The sequence below is a fragment of the Candidatus Poriferisocius sp. genome (assembly GCF_965204145.1).
Lineage (GTDB): Bacteria > Actinomycetota > Acidimicrobiia > Acidimicrobiales > Bin134 > Poriferisocius.
Map to the genome: position 1 here is coordinate 3,371,644 of NZ_OZ241977.1, position 21,868 is coordinate 3,393,511.

Below are 21,868 nucleotides of genomic sequence, written 5' to 3' on the forward strand. Positions count from 1 at the left end.
CGCCATGAAGTTGGACTTGCTGTACGAAGTGGACGCGCCCAAGCCGTGGGGAAAGCCCCATCCCTGGGGTCAAAGGGAGCGGGAGCAGAAGGCCTACAAGGACGCCGTAGAGCAGATCAAGCTGGCCGACACCTTCGGGTTCAACACCATCTGGGCGGTTGAGCACCACTTCCGGGAGGGGCGCTCGCACTGCCCGGCCTCCGAGGTGCTGCTCGGCGCCCTGTCGATGGTGACCGAGAACATCAAGATGGGCTTCGGCGTGACCCTGACGCCATTCGGGTTTATCCCGCCCCAGCGCATCGCCGAGAAGGTGGCCACCGTCGACATCTTGTCCAACGGTCGGGCGGTGTGGGGCACGGGCCGGTCCACCCCCATGGAGCAGATCGCCTTCGGCGTCGACCGGGAGCGGTCTCGGGACGACTGGAAGGAAGCCATCGAGATCGTGTGCGGCATGTGGCGCGAGGAGTACTTCGAGTACGACTCGCCCCAGTTCAAGTTCCCCAAGCGCATGGTCACCCCCAAGCCGATGCAGTACCCCCACCCCCCGGCATGGATGGCGTGCGCCTCGGAGAACTCCGCCGCAGTGGCCGGCAAGGCGGGCATGGGCATGCTGTCGTTCTCCATCATGCAGCCGTTGGAGGCCATGGCCCGCCACATTCGCAACTACCGGGCCGCAGCCGAGAACCCCGAGCCCATCACCGACGTCACCACCAACGCCACTGCGGCCTACACCTTGGTGCACTGCGCCGACACGCCCCAGCAGGTGCTGGACAACGAGGTGTGGAAGTCGGTGGAGTGGTGGTACTCCAACCTGGCCCAGTTCACCCTCGATTGGGAGCTGCCCGAGCTGTCACAGGAAGAGCGGGATGCCACCTTCCCGCTGCTCAAGCCGCTCATGGAGGAGGGGATCGACGATCTCATCCACCACTTCGACGAGGCCGACATGATCGTGGTGGGCGATGTGGACACCTGCTACGAGAAGATGAAGCACTACGCCGACATCGGCGTTGACCAGCTCATCTGCTACGTGCAGTTCGGCTACCACTCCCACGAGTCGATCATGCGCACCATCGAGCTCCTGGGCAAAGAGATCATCCCCGAACTCGAGAACTACACCCCCACCCCCAAGGACTCCTGAGACCGGGGCCGCCTGCGGCCTCGCCAGGAATCGAGCCTCAGCCCACCAAGCGGAGGCCGTTGTCGCGCATGATCTTGCGCTGGTCTTCGGCGGGGAGGGTTTCCAGTTGGTCGATGAAGTCGGCCGGTTGGGGGAGGCCCTCGGCGTGGGGCCAGTCGGATCCGAGCACGATGGAGTCGGCGCCCATGTCTCGCACGATGGCGGCCACGTCGTCTTCTGGATAGGGGGTGACCAGCACGTGCTGGGCGAAGATCTCGGGGGGCCGGGCCGGGAGGCGACCGCCGATCCAGGGGCCGTTGCGGCCCATGCCCCGCATCTTGTTCATGAGCCGCACCAGATAGGGCGCCCACTCGGCCCCGTTCTCCACCGATACCGCGGTGATATTGGGGAACCGGCCGAAGAAGTTCTCAAACACCAGCGCCGACAGCGTCTCCATGATGGGGCGGTCGCCATAGCAGTTGGTCCACTGCCAGGCTGACATGGTGAAGTTCGACGGGTTGGGTTCGTAGCCCCAGTAGGGGGACACCATCTCGTTGTAGCCCGACTCGGTGAGGTGGAAGGCCACCGAGCCGCCGGCCTCGTTCAACCGGGCCCAGAACGGGTCGAAATACGGGTCGGAGGGTGAGCGTCCGTATTGGGGGCCGGGGCGCAGAGCGATGACTTTGGCCCCCTCGCTCAGCACCCACTCCAGCTCGGCCACCGCAGCGTCGAGATCCCACAGCGACATCATGGGCGGGGCGAAGATGCGGTTCTGGTAGGCGAAGCCCCAGTCGTCTTGCAGCCAGCGGTTGAAGGCGTGGAAGTTGGCGTAGCACTGCTCGGGAGTGGCCATGAAGTGCTCCACAGTGACCCCCACCGACGGGAACATCAGGCAGGCCTCCACGTTCTGGGCGTCCATGACGTCGAGGCGCAGGTCGCGGTCCAGGTACTCGGGGCGCACCGGCTCGAAGATGGAGAATTCCTCGGCCTCTCCCGTTTTCTTCATGCGGCGCAGCTTCTCTTTGAGCGAGCCGGGCTTGCCCACGTTGTCGTACAGATCGTGGCCGGGCAGGAAGGTAAGCGGCTGCTCGCCGATCATGATCCACTCTTTGCCGTCGTCTCGGATTTCTTGGTGTACGGCCTGATCTCTGAATGCGGGATCGATGTAGCGGGTGAAGGAGTCCCGGGGCTCGAAGCAGTGATTGTCGGCGTCCACCAGCCGGTAGTCGAGCGCAGTCATGTTACGAGGGTACCCCTCTGATCTGAGGGGGAACCAGAGGAAAGGTGTTCAGCGGGCCTGGCGACCGGCCCGCAAGGCGGCCCGCTGCAAGTGGGCGGCTTCGGCCAGGGCGGCCCGCAGGCTGCGGCGGGTATCGGCGTTGTCGGTGGTAGCCATGGTTTGCTCGGCCAGCTCCAATAGACGGCGGTTCTCGGCTAGGGGGTCGTCATGTTCGGGATCGCTGTCTTCGTGGTCGATGGCCAGGGCCTCGGCCAAGATCTCGTTTTCCCGGCAGAGGGCATCGAGCAGGTGGGGCCAGGCACCGCCGATGCGCTCCAGCATCTGGGCGACCCGCTGGGCGTGGAACCGGTCGACGTCGTCGCCTTGGGCGTTCTGGGTGGCCACCGGCTCAGCCGCCGCCTTCAACAGCGCTCCCATCACCTCATAGAACACGGCTCGCTCCGGTCATCGGGGCACATCTTTCCAGGCGAGGCCCTTGTAGGGGTCGGGTTCGCGGGGCAGGCCCAAGGCCCGTTCGCCCACGATATTGCGCTGCACCTCGGTGGTGCCCCCGGCGATGGTCTCGGCTCGGCTGTGCAAGAAGTTGAGCACCACGTAGTCGGCGATGTGGCCTTCCTCCCAGGCCATGGCGGGCGATCCCAGCAGGTCGACCCCGGTGGTCTGCACCCGCTGGTTGAGCTGGCTGTACATGAGCTTGCCCACCGACGCCTCCGGTCCCGGCGGACGACCCGCTCGCAGCGTGTCGCGCACCCGGGCGTTGGTCCAGCGCACGATCTGCTCGTCGGTCCACAGTCGCATGAGCCGCTGGCGCACCACCCGGTCGCTCCACTGGCCCGATTCCTTAGCCCGCTCGATGAGGCGCTCGGTACCCGAGCCGATCCGGCTCTGGCCGCCCGACCCCGGTCCCGACACCGCCAGGCGCTCACCGCTCAAGGTGGCGTTGGCCAGCCGCCAGCCGTCGTTGACCTCGCCCAGCACGTCGCGGTCGGGCACCCGGGCGCCGTCGATGAACGTCTCGGCGAAGTCCTCCTCACCGCTGATGGTGCGCAGCGGTCTCACGTCGAGGCCAGGCTGGCGCATGTTTAACAAGAAGTAGGTGATGCCGGCCCTCTTGGGGGCGTCGGGGTCGGTGCGGGCCAGACAGATGGAGTAGTCGGCGACCATTGCCTGAGTGGACCACACCTTCTGGCCGGTGAGCACCCACTCGTCGCCGTCGCGCACCGCCCGGGTGGCCAGCGAGGCCAGATCGGACCCGGCGCCGGGCTCGCTGAAGAACTGGCACCAGATCTGTTCGGCGGTGACGATGGGCGGGATGAGCCGGGCCTTCTGCTCGTCGGTGCCGAAGGTCAAGATGGTGGGGCCGGCCAGGGTGAGGCCGAGCTGGTTGCGGCGCACCAGGTTGTAGGGGGCCAACCGGGCCTCGATGGCTCGGGACACCCGATTTCCCACCCCGAGGCCGCCGAATTGGCGGGGCCAGGTGGGGGCCACCAAACCGCTGCGGGCGTACTTCGGATACCAAGTGTCATAGTCGGCCGGGGTGCGGACCTTGTGCAGGGCGGCTCGGCCGCCAGAGAGGGCCGCTTCCCGCCACTGGGCGGGCACCGTTTGGGCCACCCACTCGTCCACGATCTTCTCGGCCTCGTCGACGGCGGTGTCTCGATCGATGGGCAGCAGGTCGAACACGCTCATTGGTTGGCTCAGGTAGCGGTGGCCCGGTCGATCAGCACACGGCGCAGCACCTTGCCCACCTCGCTTCGGGGCAATGTCTCGAGGGCCTCGAACGCCACCGGCACCTTGTAGGGGGCCAAGTGCTGGCGACACAGCTCCTCCAGGTCGCCGGGATCGGGGGCGGTGCCGGCATCAACAGGTACCACGAATGCATAGGGCACCTCTCCCAACCGGTGGTCGGGCACTCCCACCACGGCGACGTCGGACACCGACTCCGATAGCAACAGCACCTCCTCCACCTCGGCGGGGAACACCTTCAGCCCGCCTCGGTTGATCATGTCCGACTCCCTACCCTCGATCCACAGGAATCCGTCTTCGTCGAGGCGGGCGATGTCGCCGGTGCGGAAAAAACCCTCGCCGTCGAGCCGGTCGCCAAGCCGCCCTTCCGGGTCCAAGGACGCGGTGTAGGCCGTGCGCACCCACAGCACGCCGGATTGCTCCCGGCCTTCGTTGTCACTGTCGTCGATACGGTGACTGGTGTCGTCGGTCTCGGTGTCAGAGACGTCGGCATCGCTCCTTGAAAACTGAATCTCAACCCCCTGGTAGGGCCGCCCCACGGCCCCTAGCTTCTCGGGGTGCTCCCGGAAGTCTCGGGCGGTCCAGCCGACGATTTCCCCGCCGACCTCGGTCTGGCCGTACCCGTTGAGCACCATGACCCCGAACCGCTGATAGAAGCGGCGGGCCTGCAACGGCGACAGCGGAGCGGTAATGGAGCGGACGATTTTCAGCGGATCGAGGCTCTCGATGCCGGGCTCGTCGTTCAGCATGGTGATGGCGGCCGGGGGAATCACCGTGGAGGCGATCTGGTATTGGCCCACCACACGGGCGTACTCCAGGGCGTCGAACCGGGGCATGAGCAGCGCGGGGCTGCCGGTGCGAACCGCGAAGATCACGTTGTAGATCCCGGCCCACAGCGAAGTGGACACCGGGATGACGTGGGGCATCTCCGGACGCTCAGTGAGCTTCCTGCCTTTGCGCACTGTGGTGATGATGGTGTCCATGAGCCGGATCACCGCGCTGGACTGAAGTTCGATTGGCTTGGGCCGACCGGTGGTGCCCGAGGTGAACGACACAATGGCGATGCCCGGATCGTGGGAGGCCGATCCGGTGTCCCGGCGCTGGGCCACTGACCAACCCAGCTTGCCGTCAGCCGCGATGCAGGTGATTGGGGCCGTTACCCGGGCGAGCTGGTCGGGCGAGCCGATCACCGCGGCAGGGTTCACGTCGTCGAGGATGTAGGCGATCTCGCTATCGGACAGTCGGGGGTTCACCGGCACATACACCCCGTCGGCTGCCCAAGTGCCGAAGAAGGCGGCTACCACATCGGCGCTGGGAGGCAGCAAACAGGCTACCGGGGTGCGAGGTTCCACTCCGGCGTCGCCCAGGGTGGCGGCCATCCGCTGGGCCGCGTCCACCAGGTCGAAATAGCTGGTGATCTCGTCTCCTTCGGGGCGGGCGACGATCACACCAGGAGTGTCGGGTCCTGCTGCTAGCTCGGGCTCCAGCAGGAGCGAGGCGAAGCTCATGGCGCTCCGACGATAACCCACCTCGAAGCGGCAATGACCAGAGCCGTTACCCTGTGGGGTCATGCGCATGGACCACCTCATCCACGTCAACATCTGCGTGAGCGATCTCGACCGCTCTCTGGAGTTCTATCGGGACCTGCTCGGCGGGGTGGTGGTGGACGAGTCGGCCAAGGACCGCAGCGAGTTCATGGAGAGCCAGGGCGAGACCGGCGACACGGGCCACCGGGCCGCGTTCTTGGCTTTCGGCGACAATCTGCGCGGGCCCTACATCGACCTATTGGAGTGGACCACTCCCGATCCGGGGCGGCCGCTCACCTGGAAGAGCATCGGCATTCCCCGCATCGCAGTGGGAGTGGACGATGTGGACGGGTTCTATGAGCGCCTGTCCGCCGCCGGAGTCGACATACTGGGCCCGCCGGGGACGCTGAAGGTGGGCCGGTCGTCGATTAGGGCGTTCGCGGTGCGCGATCCCGACGGCGTTCTGATCGAGTTCGTCACTCGCCAGTGACCGCGCTCACCCCCGAGCAAACCGCCGCCCTGGCCGATTGGTTCGGCCGCGGGGTGATCGGGGTGGAGGCCCGCACTGGCGGGCTTTCCTGGGACGTGTTCACCGTGGACCTTGACGATGGCGAGCGGGTGGTGATCAAGCGGGCGCCCTCCTACGGCACCATCGACCCCTACGACGTGCACAAAGAGGTGGCTGTACATCAGGCTGCCGCCTTGGCGGGCATTCCGGTGCCCGAGTTGTGGGGAGCGTGCGACGATCCTGCGTTGATTGGGGAGCAGTTCTTCGCCATGGCCCACGTGGACGCCGACTTTCCCCACATCGCCCAGCTGGCCGACTGGCCCGTGTGGCAAACCGAAGCCGGCCGACGCCGAGCTGCCGAGCAGATCGTGGAGGTCATGGGCAAGCTCCACCGGCTCGACTGGGCCGCGGCCGGGCTGCCGGATCTGGTGACCGGCCCGTCGGAGGCCACCGGAGCCGAGCTGATGGCTGGTCTCGTCAACCGGTGGATGGGCAACGTGGAGCGCGACGTGTATCCGACGTTCGCGCCGCTTCCCATCCTGCGAGACGCCGCCCGGTTCCTGTTGGACCACGCCCCTGAGATGCCAGAGGCCCCGCCGGTGCTCAGCCACGGTGACTACCGCATCGGCAATCTGGCCTTCCGAGGGGATGAGCTGGTGGCGGTGCTCGACTGGGAGCGGGCTGCGGTGGGGCCGCCGCTATTGGACTTGGGCTTCTTCTGTCACCCGCTGTCCCGTCGCCGCCAACCCGAGTTGATGGGGATGCTGGTCACCTGGGACGAGCTGGCCGCCCTCTACGCCGCGGCCACCAGCACCGAGCCCGACCCCCGGTGGGTGCACTACTGCATCATCTACTGGATCTTTGTGGAGTCGGCGGTGGTGCCCCGAGGACTGGCGCTGACTGTGGAGGGCAAGATGCGCTCGTGGCCCGCATTCACCCAGATTCCCCTGAACACCGGGAACCTGGCCCAGCACCTGGATGCCTGGGAGTCGGGCGACACCAGCTGGATTGAGCAGGCCCTCTAGGTCGGCAGCCCCGGGCCCGGTGTCGGCCTTACTGCTGCTCCTGCTTGGCGGCCATCTCGGCCTCGTGGCGCTCACGGGCTTCTTGGCCGGCCGCCGCGGCCCGACCCAGGAACTCTTCCCGGTTGGCCGCGGTCCAGGCATGTGAACTGGTTCGACGCCGGATCGAGCCCTGGTAGCGGGGGGCCACCTCCTCGATCAAGAGTTCGAAGGAACGTCTCGTGGCTTGCGGATTGGCCCAATCGTTGCCAAACACCAACAGCGCGCCGAACCCGCCCGACTGCTCCCACAGTCGATCAACCAGAGCAGCCGCGTCGTCGGGGGTGCCGATGACCGCGAAGCCGCCGTCCACCATGGCCCGGACGAATTCGTCTCGGTTGTCGGTGTCGGGGGCGCCGGGCAGGGCCACCACCTCCCGGAAGTAGCGAACCCACGGTTCGATGCCGTGCTCGACGTCTTTGAAGGCCTGTTCGGTGGTCTCGGCAATATGGACTGGCGCCACGATGCGCCACTTGGAGCGGTCGGCGGTGTGGCCGTGCTCTAGGGCCTTCATGTTCCAGACGTCCCAGTGGGTGCCCAGCGCCTCGAAACCGGCGTCGGTGGTGGCGCTCATCGACAGCACCGCGCCGCCGAACTGCCCGGCGCTGCGGGGGCCGTTGGGCGACACCGTGGTGGCCATGCAGATGTCGAACAGCGGGTCGGAGAAGGGGGAGAGCTGGAGGCGGGCCTCGCGGAGCTGGAACCAATGGGTGTCCATGGTGAGCGGCTCGTCGGAGCGCAGCAGATGGCAGATAGCCTCCAAGGCCTGCTCCATCCGGGGCCGGGTCTCTTTGGGGTCCATGCCCATCATGTAGGCGTCAGAGGGCAGGGCGCCAGGGCCCACGCCGAACATCACCCGTCCCTTGGTGAGGTGGTCGAGCAGCACCATGCGCTCGGCCACCTGGAAGGGGGTGTGGTAGGGCACCGACACCACGCCGGTGCCCAGCTTGATGCGGCTGGTCCGCTGGGAGGCCGCTGCGATCATCAAATCGGGAGAGGTGATGATCTCCCAGCCGCCGGAGTGGTGCTCGCCGAACCAGTACTCGTCGAAACCGAGGTGGTCGAGCCACTCGCACAGGTCCAAGTCCCGCTGGAGTTGCAGCGTCGGATTCTTCCAATGGGCGTGGAACGGTGCTTGGAACAAGCCGAACCGCAGTCCTCCATGCATGAGGCGAGAGGATAACGTGCCCACCGATGGCGACACTTATGGAGGCCACCGCTCAGGCAGACTACGACGCTGCGCTGGCCGCCGATTTGATCGCCAATACCCAGCTGTCCACCTGGGAGATGCTGTGGCGCACGGCCCAGCGGGTGCCCGACAACGATGCCTTCATCACCGGGGATGTCCACATCAGCTATCGGGATCTGGCCAGCCGGTCGCTGCGGTCCGCCGCTGCTTTGGCCGAGATGGGGGTGGGCCACGGCAGCCGGGTGGCGTTTCTGTTCCATCCCAATCCCGACTGGGCAGTGCTGCACTATGGGTTGGCCCGGCTGGGCGCCATCGGGGTGCCCATCAACACGTCATACATGGCCGCCGAGTTGGAACACCTGTTCACCCTGGCCCAGCCCGACCTGCTGATTACCGTGGACCGGTTTCGAGACGTGGATATGGCGGAGAGGCTGTCGCCGGTGGCCGCCCAGTTCGGTTGCATTGCCGAGACGGTGGTGCTGCCGCTGGACGACGACGGGTGGGTGGCCCCGTCGGCGGAGCGAGATCGGGTATACGGCCCTGATGGAGGAGTCGAACTGGAGCCGGCAAGTGAAGTGGGAGGGGACGACCCCGCCTACATCATCTTCACCTCGGGCTCCACCGCCGCTCCCAAGCCGGCGCTGATCGCCCACCGGGGCATGGTGGGGGCGGCCACCGGCTTGCAGCACGCTCTGGGGTTGGTGCCCGAAGACCGGTTTGTGGCCTCCAACCCGGTGTTTCACACCGGGGGCATCGTGTGGAACCTGACCATGCCCCATTTGGTGGGCATGACCTCGTGTCTGGTGGGGGTGTATGAGACCGGAAAGGTGCTGCGGGAGATGGAGCGGTCGAAGATCACCGTGATGGGGGCGTTCGACACCAAGCTCACCATGATGCGCAACGCCCCCGAATACCACACGGTGGACCGCAGTTCGGTGCGCAAGTGCAACGTGGGGGCCACCGGCAGCTTTCTGCGCAGCGTGTTGCCCGATTGGAACTGGGAGACGGTGGCCCAGGTGTACGGCTCCACCGAGTCGGGCGGGCTGGGGTCGATCACTCCCCGGTGCGAGACCGATCCCAAGGTGCGCTACGACGCCAACGGCCGGCCCATGCCGGGCATGGAGTTCGTGATCAAAGACCCCGAGACCGGCCAGCGCTGTGCCCCTGAAGAGCCCGGAGAGATCTGCTTTCGGGGTTGGGGCACGTTCATCGAGTACGTGGGGATGTCCGAGGCCACCGCTGAGGCCTTCGACGACGAGGGGTTCTTCCACTCCGGTGACTACGGCTTCATGGACGAGGCCGGGAACCTGTACTTCCGGGGCCGCTACAAGCTGATGATCAAGACCGGCGGGGAGAACGTGTCGGAGCGCGAGGTGGAGATCTTCTGCGAGGACAATCTGGAGGCGGTGAAGTTCGCCATCGTGGTAGGGGTGCCCGACCCGCTGTGGGGCGAGGCGGTGGTGGCATTCGTGGAGTTGCACGACGGAGCCGAAGAGACCTCCGACGACCTAGTGGAAGCGTGCCGAGACCAGATCGCCAATTTCAAGATTCCCAAGCGGTTCTTCGTGGTGGAAGAAGAGGACTGGCCGCTGCTGGATTCCGGTCGGCCTGATCGCCACGAACTGCGGGCCCGGGCCGCGGCCCTAATGGGGGCTGAAGGCGAGACGCGCTTACGCTTTGGGGATGGCGCAGGAGGGTCTCAACCGGGCTGAGTTGATCGAAGCCTCGGGTCTGGCTGCTGAGCAGGTGGATTTGGCCATCGATGCTGGGTTGCTGATCCCTGATGATTCGGGTCGATTCAAAGAGGATGCGGTCACGATGCTGCAAGCCGGTGCCGCCCTCGTTGCCGTCGGGGTTAGCGTGCCCGACTTGGCCGCGCTGGCGGTTCGCCACGCCCGCAACGTGGAGGCGGTGGTGGATGAGGCGGTGGACCTGTTCTTGGATGCCATGGGCACCGACGAATTGACCAGCAAGGACCTGGAGAATCTGACTCCGCTGGTGGAGGCGCTGGTGCCCCAGGTGGTGGCCCTGGTGGGCGAGCACTTCCGCCGCACCCTGCTCAGCAGAGCGGCAGTCCGGTTGGCGGAGCGGGTGAAATGACCCCTCTCGAGGAATTCGCCTCGTGGTCCGGCGACGACCGGGTGTATTGGCGGGCGCCGGGCGCCGACGCGATAGTTGGGTTGGGAGCGGCGCGGGCTGTTGAGGTAGATGGCCGTTGGCGGTTTGAGGCCGCCGCGGCGGCCGCTGATGAGTTGCTGGCCGAGGGGGAGGTCGCCTTTGCTGGCTTCGGTTTTGCCGATCGGTCGGGAACAGGGGCATGGGACGGATACCCGAGCGGGCGGTTGGTGGTACCGGAGCGGGTTGTTCGGGGGTCGGCACAAGGGGCAGGCCGCACAGACGACAGCAACGCATTGCGGGTTGAAGATGGAACTCGGGCCACCTATCGGGATGCGGTGAAGCAGGCTGCCGACGCCATCGATGCCGGGGAGCTGGCCAAGGTGGTGGTGGCCCGAGAGGTGGAGGCAGTGGGCAGCATCGACCCCGCGGTGGTGCTGGCTCGGCTGTCGAACCGTTTCGAGTCGTGCGCAGTGTTCGGATTCGGCCGGGGGACGTCGTGCTTTGTGGGCGCCAGCCCCGAGGTCTTGGCGGAACTCAACGGCGATGTGGTGACCACCTACGCAGTGGCAGGCACCGCTCCTCGAGGGGCCACACCAGGCGACGACGCCGCAATCGCCGAGCGGTTGGCCGCCGATCCCAAAGAGCAGGCCGAGCACCACTATGTGGTGGAATACCTCCGCACCCGCCTAGCCCTAGCCGGAGTGGCGCTAGACCCCACTGGCGATACCGAAGTTCGGACTCTGCCGGGCATTCACCACCTGGCCACGACGGTCAGCGGGCGGATCGCCCCTGAGCCTGGCATGGCGCTGCGGCTGGTGGGCGCCCTCCACCCCACACCGGCGGTGGGGGGCACGCCGACAACGTTCGCCCAGCAGTGGATCGCCGAGCATGAGGGGCTTGACCGAGGGTGGTACGCCGGTCCGGTGGGGTGGATCGACCACCGGGGGTGCGGCTCGTTCTATGTGGCCTTGCGATCGGCGTTGGTAGGCCCCAGCGGGATGCGCCTGTGTGCAGGAGCGGGCATCGTGGCCGGGTCCGACCCCGAGCAGGAACTGGTCGAGACCGACATCAAGTTGGATGCGATCTTGGATGTGGTCACATGACCGACCTGGCTTACAGGGCGACCGGGCGGTTTTGGGTTGAATTGGCAGCCTGCGGGGTGACGGACGTGGTGGCCTCGCCTGGTTCTCGATCCACTCCTCTGGCGGTGTCGGCCCGCAATCAGGAGCGGCTACAGGTAACCGTGCAGCTCGACGAGCGGGTGGCTGGGTTCTGTGCCCTGGGCATGGCCAAGGCGTCGGGTCGTCCGGTGGCGCTAGTGTGTACATCGGGCACAGCGGCGGCCAACTACCTCCCGGCGGTGGTGGAGGCCCACCACGGCGGCGTACCGCTGGTGGTATGCACCGCCGATCGGCCTCCGGAGCTGCGGGATGCCGGGGCGGGCCAAACCATCGACCAGGTGAAGCTGTACGGCGATCATGTCCGCTGGTATGCCGAGACCCCGTGCGACTTCGATGACCCCGACTACTTCGCCCGACTGGCAGTGCGGGCGGCCACCACCGCTGGTGCTGGCCCCAACCCCGGGCCGGTGCATCTGAATTGGCCATTTCGCAAGCCGCTGGAACCCCAAGGCACGGTTCCCCGGTTCGAGCCGACCGTGGGCCAACCGATTGAGTCGGTTCGGCCACTCGTTGAGGCCGATGTAGACGCCCTGTGCGGATTAGCCGGCCGTCGGGGACTGATCGTGGCCGGAGCGCTGGACGTGGCCGGAGCGCTGGACGTGGACGATGCGGGTGCCGCGGCCATCGTCGGTTTTGCCGAGGCGGCGGGATGGCCGGTGGTGGCCGATGCCGGTTCCCAGCTCCGAGGCCGGGGGCCGCTGGTCTTGGATGGGGCTGAGTGGGTGCTGGGCCGCGCTGATCTTGCCCCCGATGTGTTGGTCCGCATCGGCGGACCGCCCAGCAATCGAGCAGTGATCGACTTTGTGGCCTCCTGCCCGGCTGCCGACCGACTGTTGATTGACCCTCGTCGTCGGTGGGAGGACCCGTCGTTCAAGTGGACGACTGCGCTGGTCTCCGATCCGGTTTCCTTGTTGGGATCGGCCGCACCTCTTATGGCCTCGGCGGATGATGCCTGGGCCGTGGCGTGGGCCGAAGCGGCTGACGATGCTTGGGAGCGGGTTGAGGCGGTCCTGCATGGCATGGGAGGACAGAGGAGCATCAAGAATGCGTACGGGCAAACTGCGCAGTTTGATGACGAATGGGGCCTGCTTGAGCCGCTCTTGGCCGCCTTCCTGTTGCGAGCGCTGCCCCCGGAGGTGGCGGTGTACGCGTCGAGCAGCATGCCGGTTCGGGATGTCACCTCATACTGGCCTCCCGACGCGCTTCCCCGCCGCGTGCTGGTTAATCGGGGAGCCAACGGCATCGACGGTGTGGTGTCGTCGGCTTTGGGGGCAGCCCTCGCCCTCGACCAGCCGGTGGCCGCGTTGGTCGGCGATGTTGCGCTGCTGCACGACATCGGCGGGTTGTTGGCCGCGTCCCTGTCGGACGCCGACCTCACCGTGGTGGTGCCCAACAACGACGGCGGCGGCATCTTCTCGCTGCTGCCGCTGGCCGAGGGCAGCTCCGACGTCCACTTTGGAGAACTGTTCCACACGCCCCATGGAGTCGGTTTCGGCAGACTGGCCGAGGGGCTGGGCGTCAACTACCACCGGACCGGGCTGGCTGATGACCTGGTCGAGGCCGTCACGAAGGCCTCAGGGGTGACGTTGATCGAAGTCCCCATCGACCACGGGACGGCCATCAAGCAGCGCAATCAGCTTGCTGATCTGGCCGAATGAGCCAGAAACCCACCGTGGTCCTGCACGGCTTCACCGGCTCGGCCACAGCTATGGCCCCGCTCACCAGCCGGCTTCCCGGCCCGGTGCTGGCTCTGGACCTTCCCGGCCACGGATTGGGGCCAGTCTCCGACGATCCGGCCGACTACTCCATGGCTGCCGCAGTAGCTGGTGTGGTTTCGGCCACCGATCATCTAGAGCAGTTCGCCCTGGTGGGCTATTCGATGGGTGGTCGGGTCGCGCTCCACGTGGCGTTGGCCCATCCCGACCGCGTTGTTGCGCTAGCCCTCATCGGGGTCCGAGCCGGCATCGACGATTCCGCGGAGCGGGCCGAGCGCATCGCCGCCGACGAAGCCCTGGCCGACCGGATCGAATCAGAGGGCATCGAATGGTTTGCCGACCATTGGGCCGACCGACCGCTGTTCGCGACCCAGCGAACCCGACTGCCAGCCGATCAGCAGGCTGAGCTGCGGGCCCAGCGGCTGAGCTGCGACCCCCGAGGCCTGGCCCACAGTCTGCGGGGCATGGGGGCCGGGGCGGTCGACCCCATCGGTTGTCGCTCGTCAGAGCTGTCCATGCCCTGCGTCCTCATCGCGGGCTCAGACGACGCCAAGTTCGCAGCTATCGCCCAGCAAATGGCCGCGGCCATGCCCCGGGCAACCATTTGCTGTATCCCCGACGCTGGTCATGCCACCCATCTGGAAGCCCCCGACTCGACCGCAGCCGCAGTGATCCGATGCGTGTCGAGCTGAGCGAGGTCTCGCTCAAGCTGCGCCTTCCGGTGATGACTAGCCGAGGAGCCATCACCCAAAGAGATGGAATTCTGATCCAGATCTCCGACGGTGGCGTCAGCGGCTGGGGAGAGGCTATGCCCCTGCCCGGTTGGCCTGGTGCTGATCCGTCGGCCACACGGACGGAATTGGAAGCGTGGGCGGCTGATCCCGATCCTGGAAACCTGCCCCTCGAACGGTTTGCCCACGGTGCGGTCGAGTTGGCCTTGCTCGATTTGGAAGCTCAGCAGAGTGGTCAAACCCAGGCTGAGGTGCTCTCCGAGGGCGGGCCAGTAGCCGATGCAGTGGAGCTCAACGCCCTTGTAGCCGACACCGAAGACGCGGTCGCCGCGATGGCTGACGGCTATGGCACGACAAAGCTGAAGGTGGGCGCGTCCGATTTCAAGGTCGACGTGGCTGCAGTAGCCGCCGTGCGAGAAGCCATCGGGGAGAGTTGTCGTCTTCGGCTCGACGCCAACGGAGCATGGACCGTGGATCAAGCAGTGCCTGCGCTGGCCCGATTGAAGCAATTCGAAATCGAGTACGTCGAGGAGCCGGTTGCGGGAATCGAAGCCCTGACTCAGGTGGCCGAGCAATCCTCAATCCCCGTCGCGATAGACGACAGCCTCGGCTCTGTTGAGGCCCAGGTTCCCGAGTCAATCTCCGTCGTGGTGGTTAAGCCTATGGCCCTCGGAGGTCCCCGCACTGCCTACGTTGCTGCCCGCCGCTGGATCAACGAAGGCCGCAAAGTCATCATTACCAACTACTTCGACTCGGCCATTGGCCAGCACGCTGCCCTAGGTGTCGCTGCTGCCCTCCCAGGCCCCCCACAAGTCCACGGCGCCATCACGCCCGCCCTTTTTGACCGCGATATTGCTGATCTACCGACGATTGCTGACGGTTGCTGCCCCCTCCCACCTCACAGCCCCGCAGTCGCCAGGGAGGGCCGCTAGGGCTCCCAGACCACGGTGTCGGTGTTTGCGTCGATGATGATGCGGTTGTCCAGGGGTTGGTCGAGGGCGATGACAGCGGTTTGCTGGAGGCCGGAGCGCTGGCACTCCTCGGTGACGACTAGGGCGTAGACGGCGATCTTCACCTGGGTGATGCCGTATTCGGTCTCGGCGTCGCTGAACTCCTCGCACTCGGTGCCCCAGTAGCGGACGGTAAGAGTGCGATCGTCCTCGGCCACTACCACGTTGTTGATGATGCGGATCTCGCGGGGTGGCCCTTGGGGAAGCTCCTTGGTCTTGGTAGTGCAGCCCGCGGCCAGCAGCACCACCGCCAAAAGGAGCGCGACCCGGCGAAAGCTCACGACTCTTCAGCCCGGGTCGCCACAAACTCCACGCTCAGATCATGCCACCCGGCACGGTGGGGCAATACCGTCGAGACGTGGGGCTTCGACGGTCGCAGCTTGTGGTGGTGTGGCTGATCGGGGCCGCGGTCATCCTGCCCAACGCTTCCATTGCCCCCGCCATACCCGACATCGCCAAGGCGTTCGGTATCTCCGACCAGACCTCGGTATTCATCTTGATGACCGCTCACGCCCCCGGCCTGTTCATGGCCTCGGTGATCGGGGTGGCCGCCGACCGCTACGGGCGCCGTCGCATCATCGTGCCCTGTTTGCTGTTGTTCGGGCTGGCCGGTCTGGTGATCATGGCGTCGACCAATCTGGCCATGCTGTTGACGTTCCGGTTCATCCAGGGGCTGGGCTCATCTGGTTTCCTGAGTCTGGCGCTGGTGATCATCGGGGACAACTACGAGGGAGTCGAGCGCACCCGGATCATCGGCCAGAACGCGCTGGCCATGAACTTGAGTGTGGCGGCGCTGCCCGCCGCTGGCGGCCTGCTCACCGAACTGTTCGGCTGGCGGGGGCCGTTCGCCATGCACGCCGCCACCATCGTTCTGGCCTTGTTCGCGGCCACCCTGCTGCCGCCTGACGAGCGGCGCACCCCTCAGCCGTTGCGCCACCAACTCCGCCAGGCCCGCCCCCATTTGATGCGGCCCGAAGTGGGGGTGCTGTTGCTGGTGGCCCCGTTCACATTCCTCATCTTCTTCGCCGTCGGAATCACCACCATGCCCATCCACCTCGACAATGAGTTCGGCGCGTCGGCTGGGATTCGGGGGCTGATCCAGTCGCTGCCCGCGGTGTCGGCTGGACTGGTGGCGCTCAGCATGGGACGAATCGCCGGCCGCTACTCCACTTCGGCCATCGTGCGGGCCGGCTACGTCGGCTTCGTCATCTGCCTGACGGGAATGGCGGCATCGCCCTCGCTGGCAGTGATCATCGCCCCGGTGCTCGTGCTCGGTGCCGCTGATCAGATGGTGGTGGTCCCGCTGCAAAGCCGAGCGGCCTCGCTGGCCCCCAATGAGCACCGGGCCGTGATGGTGGCCGCCTGGGGCACCGCCATCCGCATCGGCCAAGTCGGCGGCCCCGCAGCCGTAGCCGGCCTCCTGGCCATAGGCGACACCCGCCTCGTCCTATGGACCGGTGCCGCCCTCTCCGCCGCCCTCCTCATCCTCGTAACCACAGTCAGCAAACTCATAGACCGCGACCCCTGGTTCAGGACCGCGTCAGGATGACGAGCAATGGTGGCATTGTCCGAGAAAGGCGTAACCCCGGCCGTTTGCCGAAGCAGTGACGGTTCCGGGGTCTAGGCCAATAATCGTATAGTGCTCTCAAGTGCGGGGCAACGACTTTCCCTAGGCATAGCAGTCTTGGGGCTGATCAGGTTGGTCTGGAGGCCAACACGGTAGGTATGCGGGAAAGGCTGGTCATCCAGGCATGGGTGTCAGAGCACATCCATTGCGCGAGCTCCAGGATCATGGCAGCGTCGTCTGCTAACTCTCGGCGGTGTAAGGGCTCGTGATGGGCGACCCGATTTCTCAGGAAGTGGAGCCGATCCATCCGTGATTCGATGTCGGCCCGAATCAGCGCGGTGTTCCCTTGCTTGGGATGGCTTGGAAACTGCGCAGCAAGTGCTGGTACCCACATCGAGGTGTGGTGACGCCCTGCACATAGATAACGCCAGAATCCGAATCCGAACTCTGTGATCACCCTGCCTTGGTCTATCGGCAATCTCCCGTTCTTGGTGGCGCGCAGTTTTGCTTTCGCTATGTCGTCCAGCGTTCGTTTGCCATGGTGGCCGAGAAACAGTTGCTTGTGATCAAACCAAGGCTGACGTAGTCCCGATAACGAAACCAGTGCCGTCAAGGCCTCGTCGAATCGATTGCGAAGCACAACCTCCAGTCGGCCGAGATCTTCGAGGAATGCTGCGGCAACGTGTGCGTTCCAGGTGTAGAGGTCAAGTGCCCGCCGCAGGTTGCCGTCACTGTCTTCGAGATACGAATTCAGGCGATCTGGGCTCAGGCGATGCAGGATGACTTCGGAATTGAACGTTGAGGGCGCGGGCATTGGCTGGTATCCTCACTCTTGAAGACCCCGGAACCGTCCCTGCTTCGGCACACGGCCGGGGTTACGTCTTTGTGAGGGGAAGTGAGGGCGGCCAGAGGGCCGCGAGAGCTGCTCTTCGGCAGCTTGAGACAGGTTAGCGGCCGGCGGCGGGGCGGAAGGCGGCTACTACCTCGGAGAGGTAGTCGTGGGCTTCAGATGCGTCGGAGGGGATGGGGAGGTGGGCTCGGAAGTCGGTGACTCCGGCTTCGACCAGGGCGGGAACGCTGTCCATGGTGGCGGCCAGGTCCACGCCGTCGTCGGTGCGCACGATTGGCAGGGTGCCTACTACGCCGAGGCCCGACGGGTCGCGGTCATAGCCGGCCACCGCCTCGCGCATTTGGCCGATGTGGGATTCCATGTCGCCGGCCATGGCGTCGCCCCAGGGGATCCATCCCGAGCCGAACCGGGCCAGGCGGCGCATGGCCCGGGGGTTAACCGTGCCGCTCACCCAGATGGGCACCCCGCCGGGCTGCACCGGCTGGGGCTGCATGTAGATGCGGGAGAACTCGAGTTGGTCGTCGCTGAAGTCGGCTGGACAGGAGCCCCACAGGGCCTGGCACACCGCGAGGGTGTGGTCGAGCTGGCGGCCCCGGTCGGCGAAGTCGAGGCCGGCGGCTTCGTACTCCTCGGCCTGCCATCCCACGCCCACGCCGAGGTCCACCCGGCCGCCGGTGAGCACGTCGAGGGTGGCCAGCGACTTGGCCAGGATCACCGGGCGGCGCAGCGCGGCCAACAAGATGTTGTTGCCCAGCCGGAGGTTGCTGGTGATGGCCCCCAGCGCCGTGAGCACGGTGGTGGGCTCCAGCCAATGACCGTCGGGGCCAGTGGGCTGGCGGCCGCCGGCCATGCCCCCCAGCTCGGCTTGGCCGTAGGCCTCCAGATTCTCGCCGAACACCACGTGATCGCTCACCACCACTTTGTCCACCCCGGCGGCGTCGGCCGCTTTGGCTAGATCTAGTACGGGCTGCCAGCCCCCTGGACCTGGGTCGGCGGCGGCGAACGTGCGGAGATTGATGGAGAGCAGCGCTGTCATGGGGTCTTGCTTAGCCGATCAGAGCCTCCGATGACTCAGAGACCGAAGAGTTGGTTGCAGTTGTCGGCCAGGATGAGCCGGCGATCGGTGTCGGAGATGTCGGTGAACCACTCGTCGGTGAGCTTGCGGCTGTGGGGCCAGGTGGTCTCGGAATGTGGGTAGTCGCTCGACCACATGATCTTGTCCACCCCGATGTGGTGGCGCTCCCGCAGGCCCACGGGATCCTCCATGAATGTGGACCACACTTGCTGCTTCATATAGACGCTGGGGGGCTCGGGCAGGTCGTTGCCGGTCCAGAACCGATGCTTCTCCCACAGGTGGTCGATGTAGTAATGGGCGAAGCTGATCCAGCCGATCTGGCCTTCCACGCTGATCATCCGCAGCTCGGGGTACCGGCGCAGCACCCCGCTCACTGCCAGGGTGGTCACCGCCTCGCCCATGGCGAACTTCGACATCAACAGGTCCACGATGTAGCCGATGCCGTCGGTGCGGGGCATAGGTGCGGCGCGGCCTCGGCCTCCCACATGGATAGCGGCAGGCCAGCCGACGTCGATGAGGGTCTCCCACAACGGATCCCAGCGGGGCTCGTACCACTCGCCGTTATCGGGGAACCGGCCGATCACCGCGCCCCGCAGGGCTTGCCTTCCGGCCAGCCGCCGGATTTCGGCCACGGTGTCATCGGGGCCGGATGCGGGGAGGTAGGCCATGCCGATGAGTCGGGAGGAGTCAGTAGAGCAGAAGTCGCTCAGCCAGTCGTTGTAGGCCGAATAGCTGGCCCGGGCCAGCCCGGAGTCTTCGCACCTCAGCGGCCCGCCGCCGTAGAGCACCTCAGCGGAAACCCCGTCGATGTCCTGGTCCACTAGGCGGGCATCGGGATCCCACCCGCCGGATCGGACCTCGTCGAGGCGGCGGACGTTCCAGCTGTAGTCCTCGGGTCGCTTGCCCGCCATGGCCGAGATGCCCAGCATCGGGGTGCGCTGGCCTTCGAACACCTGGAACTGGCCCTCGTCGGTCTCCTCCACCACCGGCGCCCGATCTCGGTATTCCGCGGGCAGGTAGTCGGCCCACATTGTTGGCGGGGGATTGACGTGGGAATCGGCGGAAACAAGTTGAACGTCGCCCATGGGGCGAGAGTACTCCCCAGCCAGAAGACCCGCCGTAAGGAGGGCTAGTGGATGGCGCGGGCCGAGCGGAGGGCGGTGACCTCCTCGACGGTGAACCCCACCTCGGCCAGCACGTCGTCGGTGTCACCGCCGATGGCGGTGGTCGGGGTGCGGACCAGGCGCCCGGGGTTCTCGTCGAACTGCACGGGGGACGACACCAATCGGGCAGTGGGGTGGTCGGGATGGGGCTGGGTATAGCCGTTGGCCACCGCCTGGGGATCGACCAGGGCCTCTGAGGGGGTGGCGACCTTGGAGAAGATGCAGCCCTCGGCTGAGAGCGCGGCCTCGGCTTCGGCCAGCGTCATGGAGGCGAACGCTTCCGCATAGATCTGGCGGATCTCGGCGCTGCGCTCCATGATGACCGAAACGTCGGCGTAGGCCGGATCCGCGGCCATCTCGTGCAGGCCCAGCGCCCGGCACATCTGACCCCAGAATCGGGCCATGTCCAGCATCACCGGTTGGATGTGGCGGTTGTCCGCGGTCACATAGGTGCCGGTCATCGGATTGGGGCTGGCCATGCCGCCACCCGAGCGTCGGGGCGGGTCGGCGCCGTCGGCCGATGTCGAGGCCAGATCCGACGACAGCTGAAACATGCCGAACGCCAGCAGGGCCACGTCCACCACCATCGGCTGACCGGTGCGGGCGGTGCGATAGAGGGCCGCAGCGATCCCCCCGGCCAGCGACAGGCCCGACGGGCCGTCGCCCATCGCCCCTCGTTGGCCCACCGGCAGGCCTTCGGTGGAGCTCAACATGTAGTTGAGGCCGCTGCGGGCGAAGTACGACACCGCGTCGAACCCGCCCTCTTCAGCGTCGGGCCCCCGCACTCCGTGGCCGTGGCCCCGGGCGTACACCAGCATGGGGTTCACGGCCCACAGGTCATCGGGCTCCAGTTGCAGCTTGCGGCGGGCCTGGGGGCGGAAGCTGGTAACGAACACATCGGCCCACTTCACGAGACCGTCGAGTGCGGCCCGCCCCTCGGGGTTGGTCAGATCCAGGGCCACGACTCGCTTGTTGCGGTTGTACTGCTGCCACGAGGAGTTGTATCCGGCCACCTGGCCCATGGTGCCCGAGCGCATATCCCGTCGGCCGGGGTCGCCGGTGAGCCGCTCCACCTTCACTACCTCGGCGCCCCATTCTCCGAGCACCGCCCCACAGGTGGGCACGAAAGCGTATTCGCCCAGTTCCAGTACCTTGACACCCTCTAGCGGCAACGTCATGGCTATGGGTCTATCACCCAGTCAGCGCAGGTCGACAACCACGATTTCACCGCCAGGATGGGCCTGGACCTTGGCCGGATCGATGCTGGGCGCGGTACACACGTACAGACTGCTGCTGGCGTCGTCCAACACACAGGCAGTGGGACGGCAGCCGGGGAACTCGATGACGTGGTCCACCGCGCCGCCCTCGCCAACGAGCAGCACCCGGCGGCCCATGGGGTCGGCCACCCACACCCGACCGTCGGGAGCCAAGCAGATACCGTCGGGCGACCCGGCGTCCAGATCGGCGAACACCCGCCGATCGCCCAGTGAGCCGTCGTCGCCTACCGCGAACGAGGACAATCGCTGACCCCATGTCTCGGCCACGATCAACCGCCGCTCCGGAGTGATGACCATGCCATTGGCGAAGCGAAGCCCGTCGGCGGCCACTGCGACGTTGCCGTCGGGGCTCACCCGCAGGATCTGGGCGGGCTGCTCCGGAGCCCGAGCCTCCAGATCGAACCCGTCATTGCCGACGTAGGCGGTGCCGTCGACGTCCACCACCATGTCATTGATCTTGGATCCTGACACCGGGTTGAGGTCGGCGACGACGGTTCCGTCGGCTTGGCGCAGCGTGCGATCGGTGGTGGACACCACCAGCATCTCGCCGTCGGGGGTCCAGCCCAGCCCTGACGGGCGTCCTGGCACCCGGGCCCGCTCGACGAGATCGCCGGTTTCAGGATCCCAGGAATAGACCTGGCCGCCGAAGACATCGGAAAACCACAGCTGGCCGTCCCGCCAGCGGGGCGCCTCGGGGAAAAAGAGGGCGGCAACGGCTGTCTCCATCGGTCTCTACCTTCCATCGGAGGTCGATCAGCAGCCAAACCTGCGCTTGAGGCAGCCGCGATGGCCGA

Annotated in this window: 21 protein-coding genes; 10 read left to right on the forward strand and 11 right to left on the reverse strand. The window is 66.4% G+C overall.

The features are described from left to right. Positions 1-4 precede the first annotated feature (4 nt). On the forward strand, positions 5-1,138 hold the full coding sequence (locus ACOGI7_RS15805) for an LLM class flavin-dependent oxidoreductase (RefSeq protein ID WP_419849697.1): 1,134 nt from the start codon (positions 5-7) through the stop codon (positions 1,136-1,138). Between the two features lie 37 nt (positions 1,139-1,175). Here ACOGI7_RS15805 and ACOGI7_RS15810 read toward each other — a convergent pair whose 3' ends face one another. From ACOGI7_RS15810 to ACOGI7_RS15825, 4 genes are read right to left on the reverse strand one after another with little or no spacing between them, the layout of a single operon-like run. Then, a complete protein-coding gene (locus ACOGI7_RS15810; RefSeq protein ID WP_419849698.1) occupies positions 1,176-2,357 on the reverse strand; it encodes an amidohydrolase family protein in 1,182 nt (393 codons plus the stop codon). A gap of 48 nt (positions 2,358-2,405) precedes the next feature. After that, positions 2,406-2,789, reverse strand: coding sequence for a hypothetical protein (locus tag ACOGI7_RS15815; protein ID WP_419849699.1), 384 nt, complete (start codon positions 2,787-2,789; stop codon positions 2,406-2,408). Positions 2,790-2,801: 12 nt separating this feature from the next. Continuing rightward, positions 2,802-4,046, reverse strand: coding sequence for an acyl-CoA dehydrogenase family protein (locus ACOGI7_RS15820; RefSeq protein ID WP_419849700.1), 1,245 nt, complete (start codon positions 4,044-4,046; stop codon positions 2,802-2,804). A gap of 8 nt (positions 4,047-4,054) precedes the next feature. Continuing rightward, a complete protein-coding gene (locus ACOGI7_RS15825) occupies positions 4,055-5,611 on the reverse strand; it encodes a class I adenylate-forming enzyme family protein (RefSeq protein WP_419849701.1) in 1,557 nt (518 codons plus the stop codon). Between the two features lie 61 nt (positions 5,612-5,672). Between ACOGI7_RS15825 and ACOGI7_RS15830 the strand changes: the two genes are divergently transcribed. Both ACOGI7_RS15830 and ACOGI7_RS15835 read left to right on the forward strand, forming a co-directional pair. Then, positions 5,673-6,119, forward strand: coding sequence for a VOC family protein (locus tag ACOGI7_RS15830; RefSeq protein ID WP_419845140.1), 447 nt, complete (start codon positions 5,673-5,675; stop codon positions 6,117-6,119). Beyond that, on the forward strand, positions 6,116-7,162 hold the full coding sequence (locus ACOGI7_RS15835; RefSeq protein WP_419849702.1) for a phosphotransferase family protein: 1,047 nt from the start codon (positions 6,116-6,118) through the stop codon (positions 7,160-7,162). Before ACOGI7_RS15830 ends, ACOGI7_RS15835 begins: the two co-directional genes overlap by 4 nt. A gap of 28 nt (positions 7,163-7,190) precedes the next feature. On the opposite strand, the gene ACOGI7_RS15840 is transcribed toward ACOGI7_RS15835, so the two are convergent. Further along, complete coding sequence (locus ACOGI7_RS15840; protein WP_419849703.1) at positions 7,191-8,366, reverse strand: LLM class flavin-dependent oxidoreductase; 1,176 nt, start codon at positions 8,364-8,366, stop codon at positions 7,191-7,193. Between the two features lie 26 nt (positions 8,367-8,392). On the opposite strand from ACOGI7_RS15840, the gene ACOGI7_RS15845 reads away from it, so the two are divergent. Genes ACOGI7_RS15845 through ACOGI7_RS15870 form a run of 6 tightly spaced genes read left to right on the forward strand, consistent with a single transcriptional unit; the run spans position 8,393 to position 15,064 of the window. Beyond that, a complete protein-coding gene (locus tag ACOGI7_RS15845) occupies positions 8,393-10,099 on the forward strand; it encodes a class I adenylate-forming enzyme family protein (RefSeq protein ID WP_419849704.1) in 1,707 nt (568 codons plus the stop codon). After that, a complete protein-coding gene (locus ACOGI7_RS15850; RefSeq protein WP_419849705.1) occupies positions 10,071-10,487 on the forward strand; it encodes a hypothetical protein in 417 nt (138 codons plus the stop codon). Before ACOGI7_RS15845 ends, ACOGI7_RS15850 begins: the two co-directional genes overlap by 29 nt. Further along, positions 10,484-11,608 carry an isochorismate synthase gene (locus ACOGI7_RS15855; RefSeq protein ID WP_419849706.1) on the forward strand — a complete coding sequence of 375 codons (1,125 nt, stop codon included), beginning with the start codon at positions 10,484-10,486 and terminating at the stop codon, positions 11,606-11,608. The genes ACOGI7_RS15850 and ACOGI7_RS15855 overlap by 4 nt, the downstream gene beginning before the upstream one ends. Further along, on the forward strand, positions 11,605-13,344 hold the full coding sequence (gene menD / locus ACOGI7_RS15860) for a 2-succinyl-5-enolpyruvyl-6-hydroxy-3-cyclohexene-1-carboxylic-acid synthase (RefSeq protein ID WP_419849707.1): 1,740 nt from the start codon (positions 11,605-11,607) through the stop codon (positions 13,342-13,344). Before ACOGI7_RS15855 ends, menD begins: the two co-directional genes overlap by 4 nt. Then, complete coding sequence (gene menH, locus ACOGI7_RS15865) at positions 13,341-14,093, forward strand: 2-succinyl-6-hydroxy-2,4-cyclohexadiene-1-carboxylate synthase (RefSeq protein WP_419849708.1); 753 nt, start codon at positions 13,341-13,343, stop codon at positions 14,091-14,093. Before menD ends, menH begins: the two co-directional genes overlap by 4 nt. Next, the gene (locus ACOGI7_RS15870) at positions 14,078-15,064 is read left to right on the forward strand and encodes a mandelate racemase/muconate lactonizing enzyme family protein (RefSeq protein WP_419849709.1); all 987 of its coding nucleotides are present in this window, start codon (positions 14,078-14,080) and stop codon (positions 15,062-15,064) included. The genes menH and ACOGI7_RS15870 overlap by 16 nt, the downstream gene beginning before the upstream one ends. Here ACOGI7_RS15870 and ACOGI7_RS15875 read toward each other — a convergent pair. Then, entirely contained in the window at positions 15,061-15,423 is a 363-nt protein-coding gene (locus ACOGI7_RS15875) for a hypothetical protein (protein WP_419849710.1), read from the reverse strand. The genes ACOGI7_RS15870 and ACOGI7_RS15875 overlap by 4 nt on opposite strands. A 77-nt stretch (positions 15,424-15,500) precedes the next feature. Between ACOGI7_RS15875 and ACOGI7_RS15880 the strand changes: the two genes are divergently transcribed. Continuing rightward, a complete protein-coding gene (locus tag ACOGI7_RS15880; RefSeq protein ID WP_419849711.1) occupies positions 15,501-16,691 on the forward strand; it encodes an MFS transporter in 1,191 nt (396 codons plus the stop codon). A gap of 145 nt (positions 16,692-16,836) precedes the next feature. Here the strand turns inward: ACOGI7_RS15880 and ACOGI7_RS15885 are convergent, their stop codons facing one another. From ACOGI7_RS15885 to ACOGI7_RS15905, 5 genes are all read right to left on the reverse strand, one after another. Then, the gene (locus ACOGI7_RS15885) at positions 16,837-17,523 is read right to left on the reverse strand and encodes a hypothetical protein (protein WP_419849712.1); all 687 of its coding nucleotides are present in this window, start codon (positions 17,521-17,523) and stop codon (positions 16,837-16,839) included. A 133-nt stretch (positions 17,524-17,656) separates the two neighbouring features. Further along, positions 17,657-18,595 carry a TIGR03619 family F420-dependent LLM class oxidoreductase gene (locus ACOGI7_RS15890; protein WP_419849713.1) on the reverse strand — a complete coding sequence of 313 codons (939 nt, stop codon included), beginning with the start codon at positions 18,593-18,595 and terminating at the stop codon, positions 17,657-17,659. A gap of 35 nt (positions 18,596-18,630) precedes the next feature. Then, the gene (locus ACOGI7_RS15895) at positions 18,631-19,719 is read right to left on the reverse strand and encodes an amidohydrolase family protein (protein WP_419849714.1); all 1,089 of its coding nucleotides are present in this window, start codon (positions 19,717-19,719) and stop codon (positions 18,631-18,633) included. A gap of 44 nt (positions 19,720-19,763) precedes the next feature. Further along, positions 19,764-20,975 (reverse strand): CaiB/BaiF CoA transferase family protein, encoded by a 1,212-nt coding sequence (locus ACOGI7_RS15900; protein ID WP_419849715.1) that lies wholly within the window; start codon positions 20,973-20,975, stop codon positions 19,764-19,766. Between the two features lie 21 nt (positions 20,976-20,996). After that, positions 20,997-21,800: an SMP-30/gluconolactonase/LRE family protein gene (locus ACOGI7_RS15905; RefSeq protein WP_419849716.1), complete on the reverse strand. Its 804-nt coding sequence runs from the start codon at positions 21,798-21,800 to the stop codon at positions 20,997-20,999. Between the last annotated feature and the right edge of the window lie 68 nt (positions 21,801-21,868).

What these genes read in the sequence shown, in the direction of transcription:
- ACOGI7_RS15805 (WP_419849697.1), top strand. Translation starts at nt 5, where the DNA reads ATGAAGTTGGACTTGCTGTACGAAGTGGACGCGCCCAAGCCGTGGGGA.
- ACOGI7_RS15810 (WP_419849698.1), bottom strand. Translation starts at nt 2,357, where the DNA reads ATGACTGCGCTCGACTACCGGCTGGTGGACGCCGACAATCACTGCTTC.
- ACOGI7_RS15820 (WP_419849700.1), bottom strand. Translation starts at nt 4,046, where the DNA reads ATGAGCGTGTTCGACCTGCTGCCCATCGATCGAGACACCGCCGTCGAC.
- ACOGI7_RS15825 (WP_419849701.1), bottom strand. Translation starts at nt 5,611, where the DNA reads ATGAGCTTCGCCTCGCTCCTGCTGGAGCCCGAGCTAGCAGCAGGACCC.
- ACOGI7_RS15830 (WP_419845140.1), top strand. Translation starts at nt 5,673, where the DNA reads ATGCGCATGGACCACCTCATCCACGTCAACATCTGCGTGAGCGATCTC.
- ACOGI7_RS15840 (WP_419849703.1), bottom strand. Translation starts at nt 8,366, where the DNA reads ATGCATGGAGGACTGCGGTTCGGCTTGTTCCAAGCACCGTTCCACGCC.
- ACOGI7_RS15845 (WP_419849704.1), top strand. Translation starts at nt 8,393, where the DNA reads ATGGCGACACTTATGGAGGCCACCGCTCAGGCAGACTACGACGCTGCG.
- ACOGI7_RS15850 (WP_419849705.1), top strand. Translation starts at nt 10,071, where the DNA reads ATGGCGCAGGAGGGTCTCAACCGGGCTGAGTTGATCGAAGCCTCGGGT.
- ACOGI7_RS15855 (WP_419849706.1), top strand. Translation starts at nt 10,484, where the DNA reads ATGACCCCTCTCGAGGAATTCGCCTCGTGGTCCGGCGACGACCGGGTG.
- menD (WP_419849707.1), top strand. Translation starts at nt 11,605, where the DNA reads ATGACCGACCTGGCTTACAGGGCGACCGGGCGGTTTTGGGTTGAATTG.
- menH (WP_419849708.1), top strand. Translation starts at nt 13,341, where the DNA reads ATGAGCCAGAAACCCACCGTGGTCCTGCACGGCTTCACCGGCTCGGCC.
- ACOGI7_RS15870 (WP_419849709.1), top strand. Translation starts at nt 14,078, where the DNA reads ATGCGTGTCGAGCTGAGCGAGGTCTCGCTCAAGCTGCGCCTTCCGGTG.
- ACOGI7_RS15885 (WP_419849712.1), bottom strand. Translation starts at nt 17,523, where the DNA reads ATGCCCGCGCCCTCAACGTTCAATTCCGAAGTCATCCTGCATCGCCTG.
- ACOGI7_RS15890 (WP_419849713.1), bottom strand. Translation starts at nt 18,595, where the DNA reads ATGACAGCGCTGCTCTCCATCAATCTCCGCACGTTCGCCGCCGCCGAC.
- ACOGI7_RS15895 (WP_419849714.1), bottom strand. Translation starts at nt 19,719, where the DNA reads ATGGGCGACGTTCAACTTGTTTCCGCCGATTCCCACGTCAATCCCCCG.
- ACOGI7_RS15900 (WP_419849715.1), bottom strand. Translation starts at nt 20,975, where the DNA reads ATGACGTTGCCGCTAGAGGGTGTCAAGGTACTGGAACTGGGCGAATAC.
- ACOGI7_RS15905 (WP_419849716.1), bottom strand. Translation starts at nt 21,800, where the DNA reads ATGGAGACAGCCGTTGCCGCCCTCTTTTTCCCCGAGGCGCCCCGCTGG.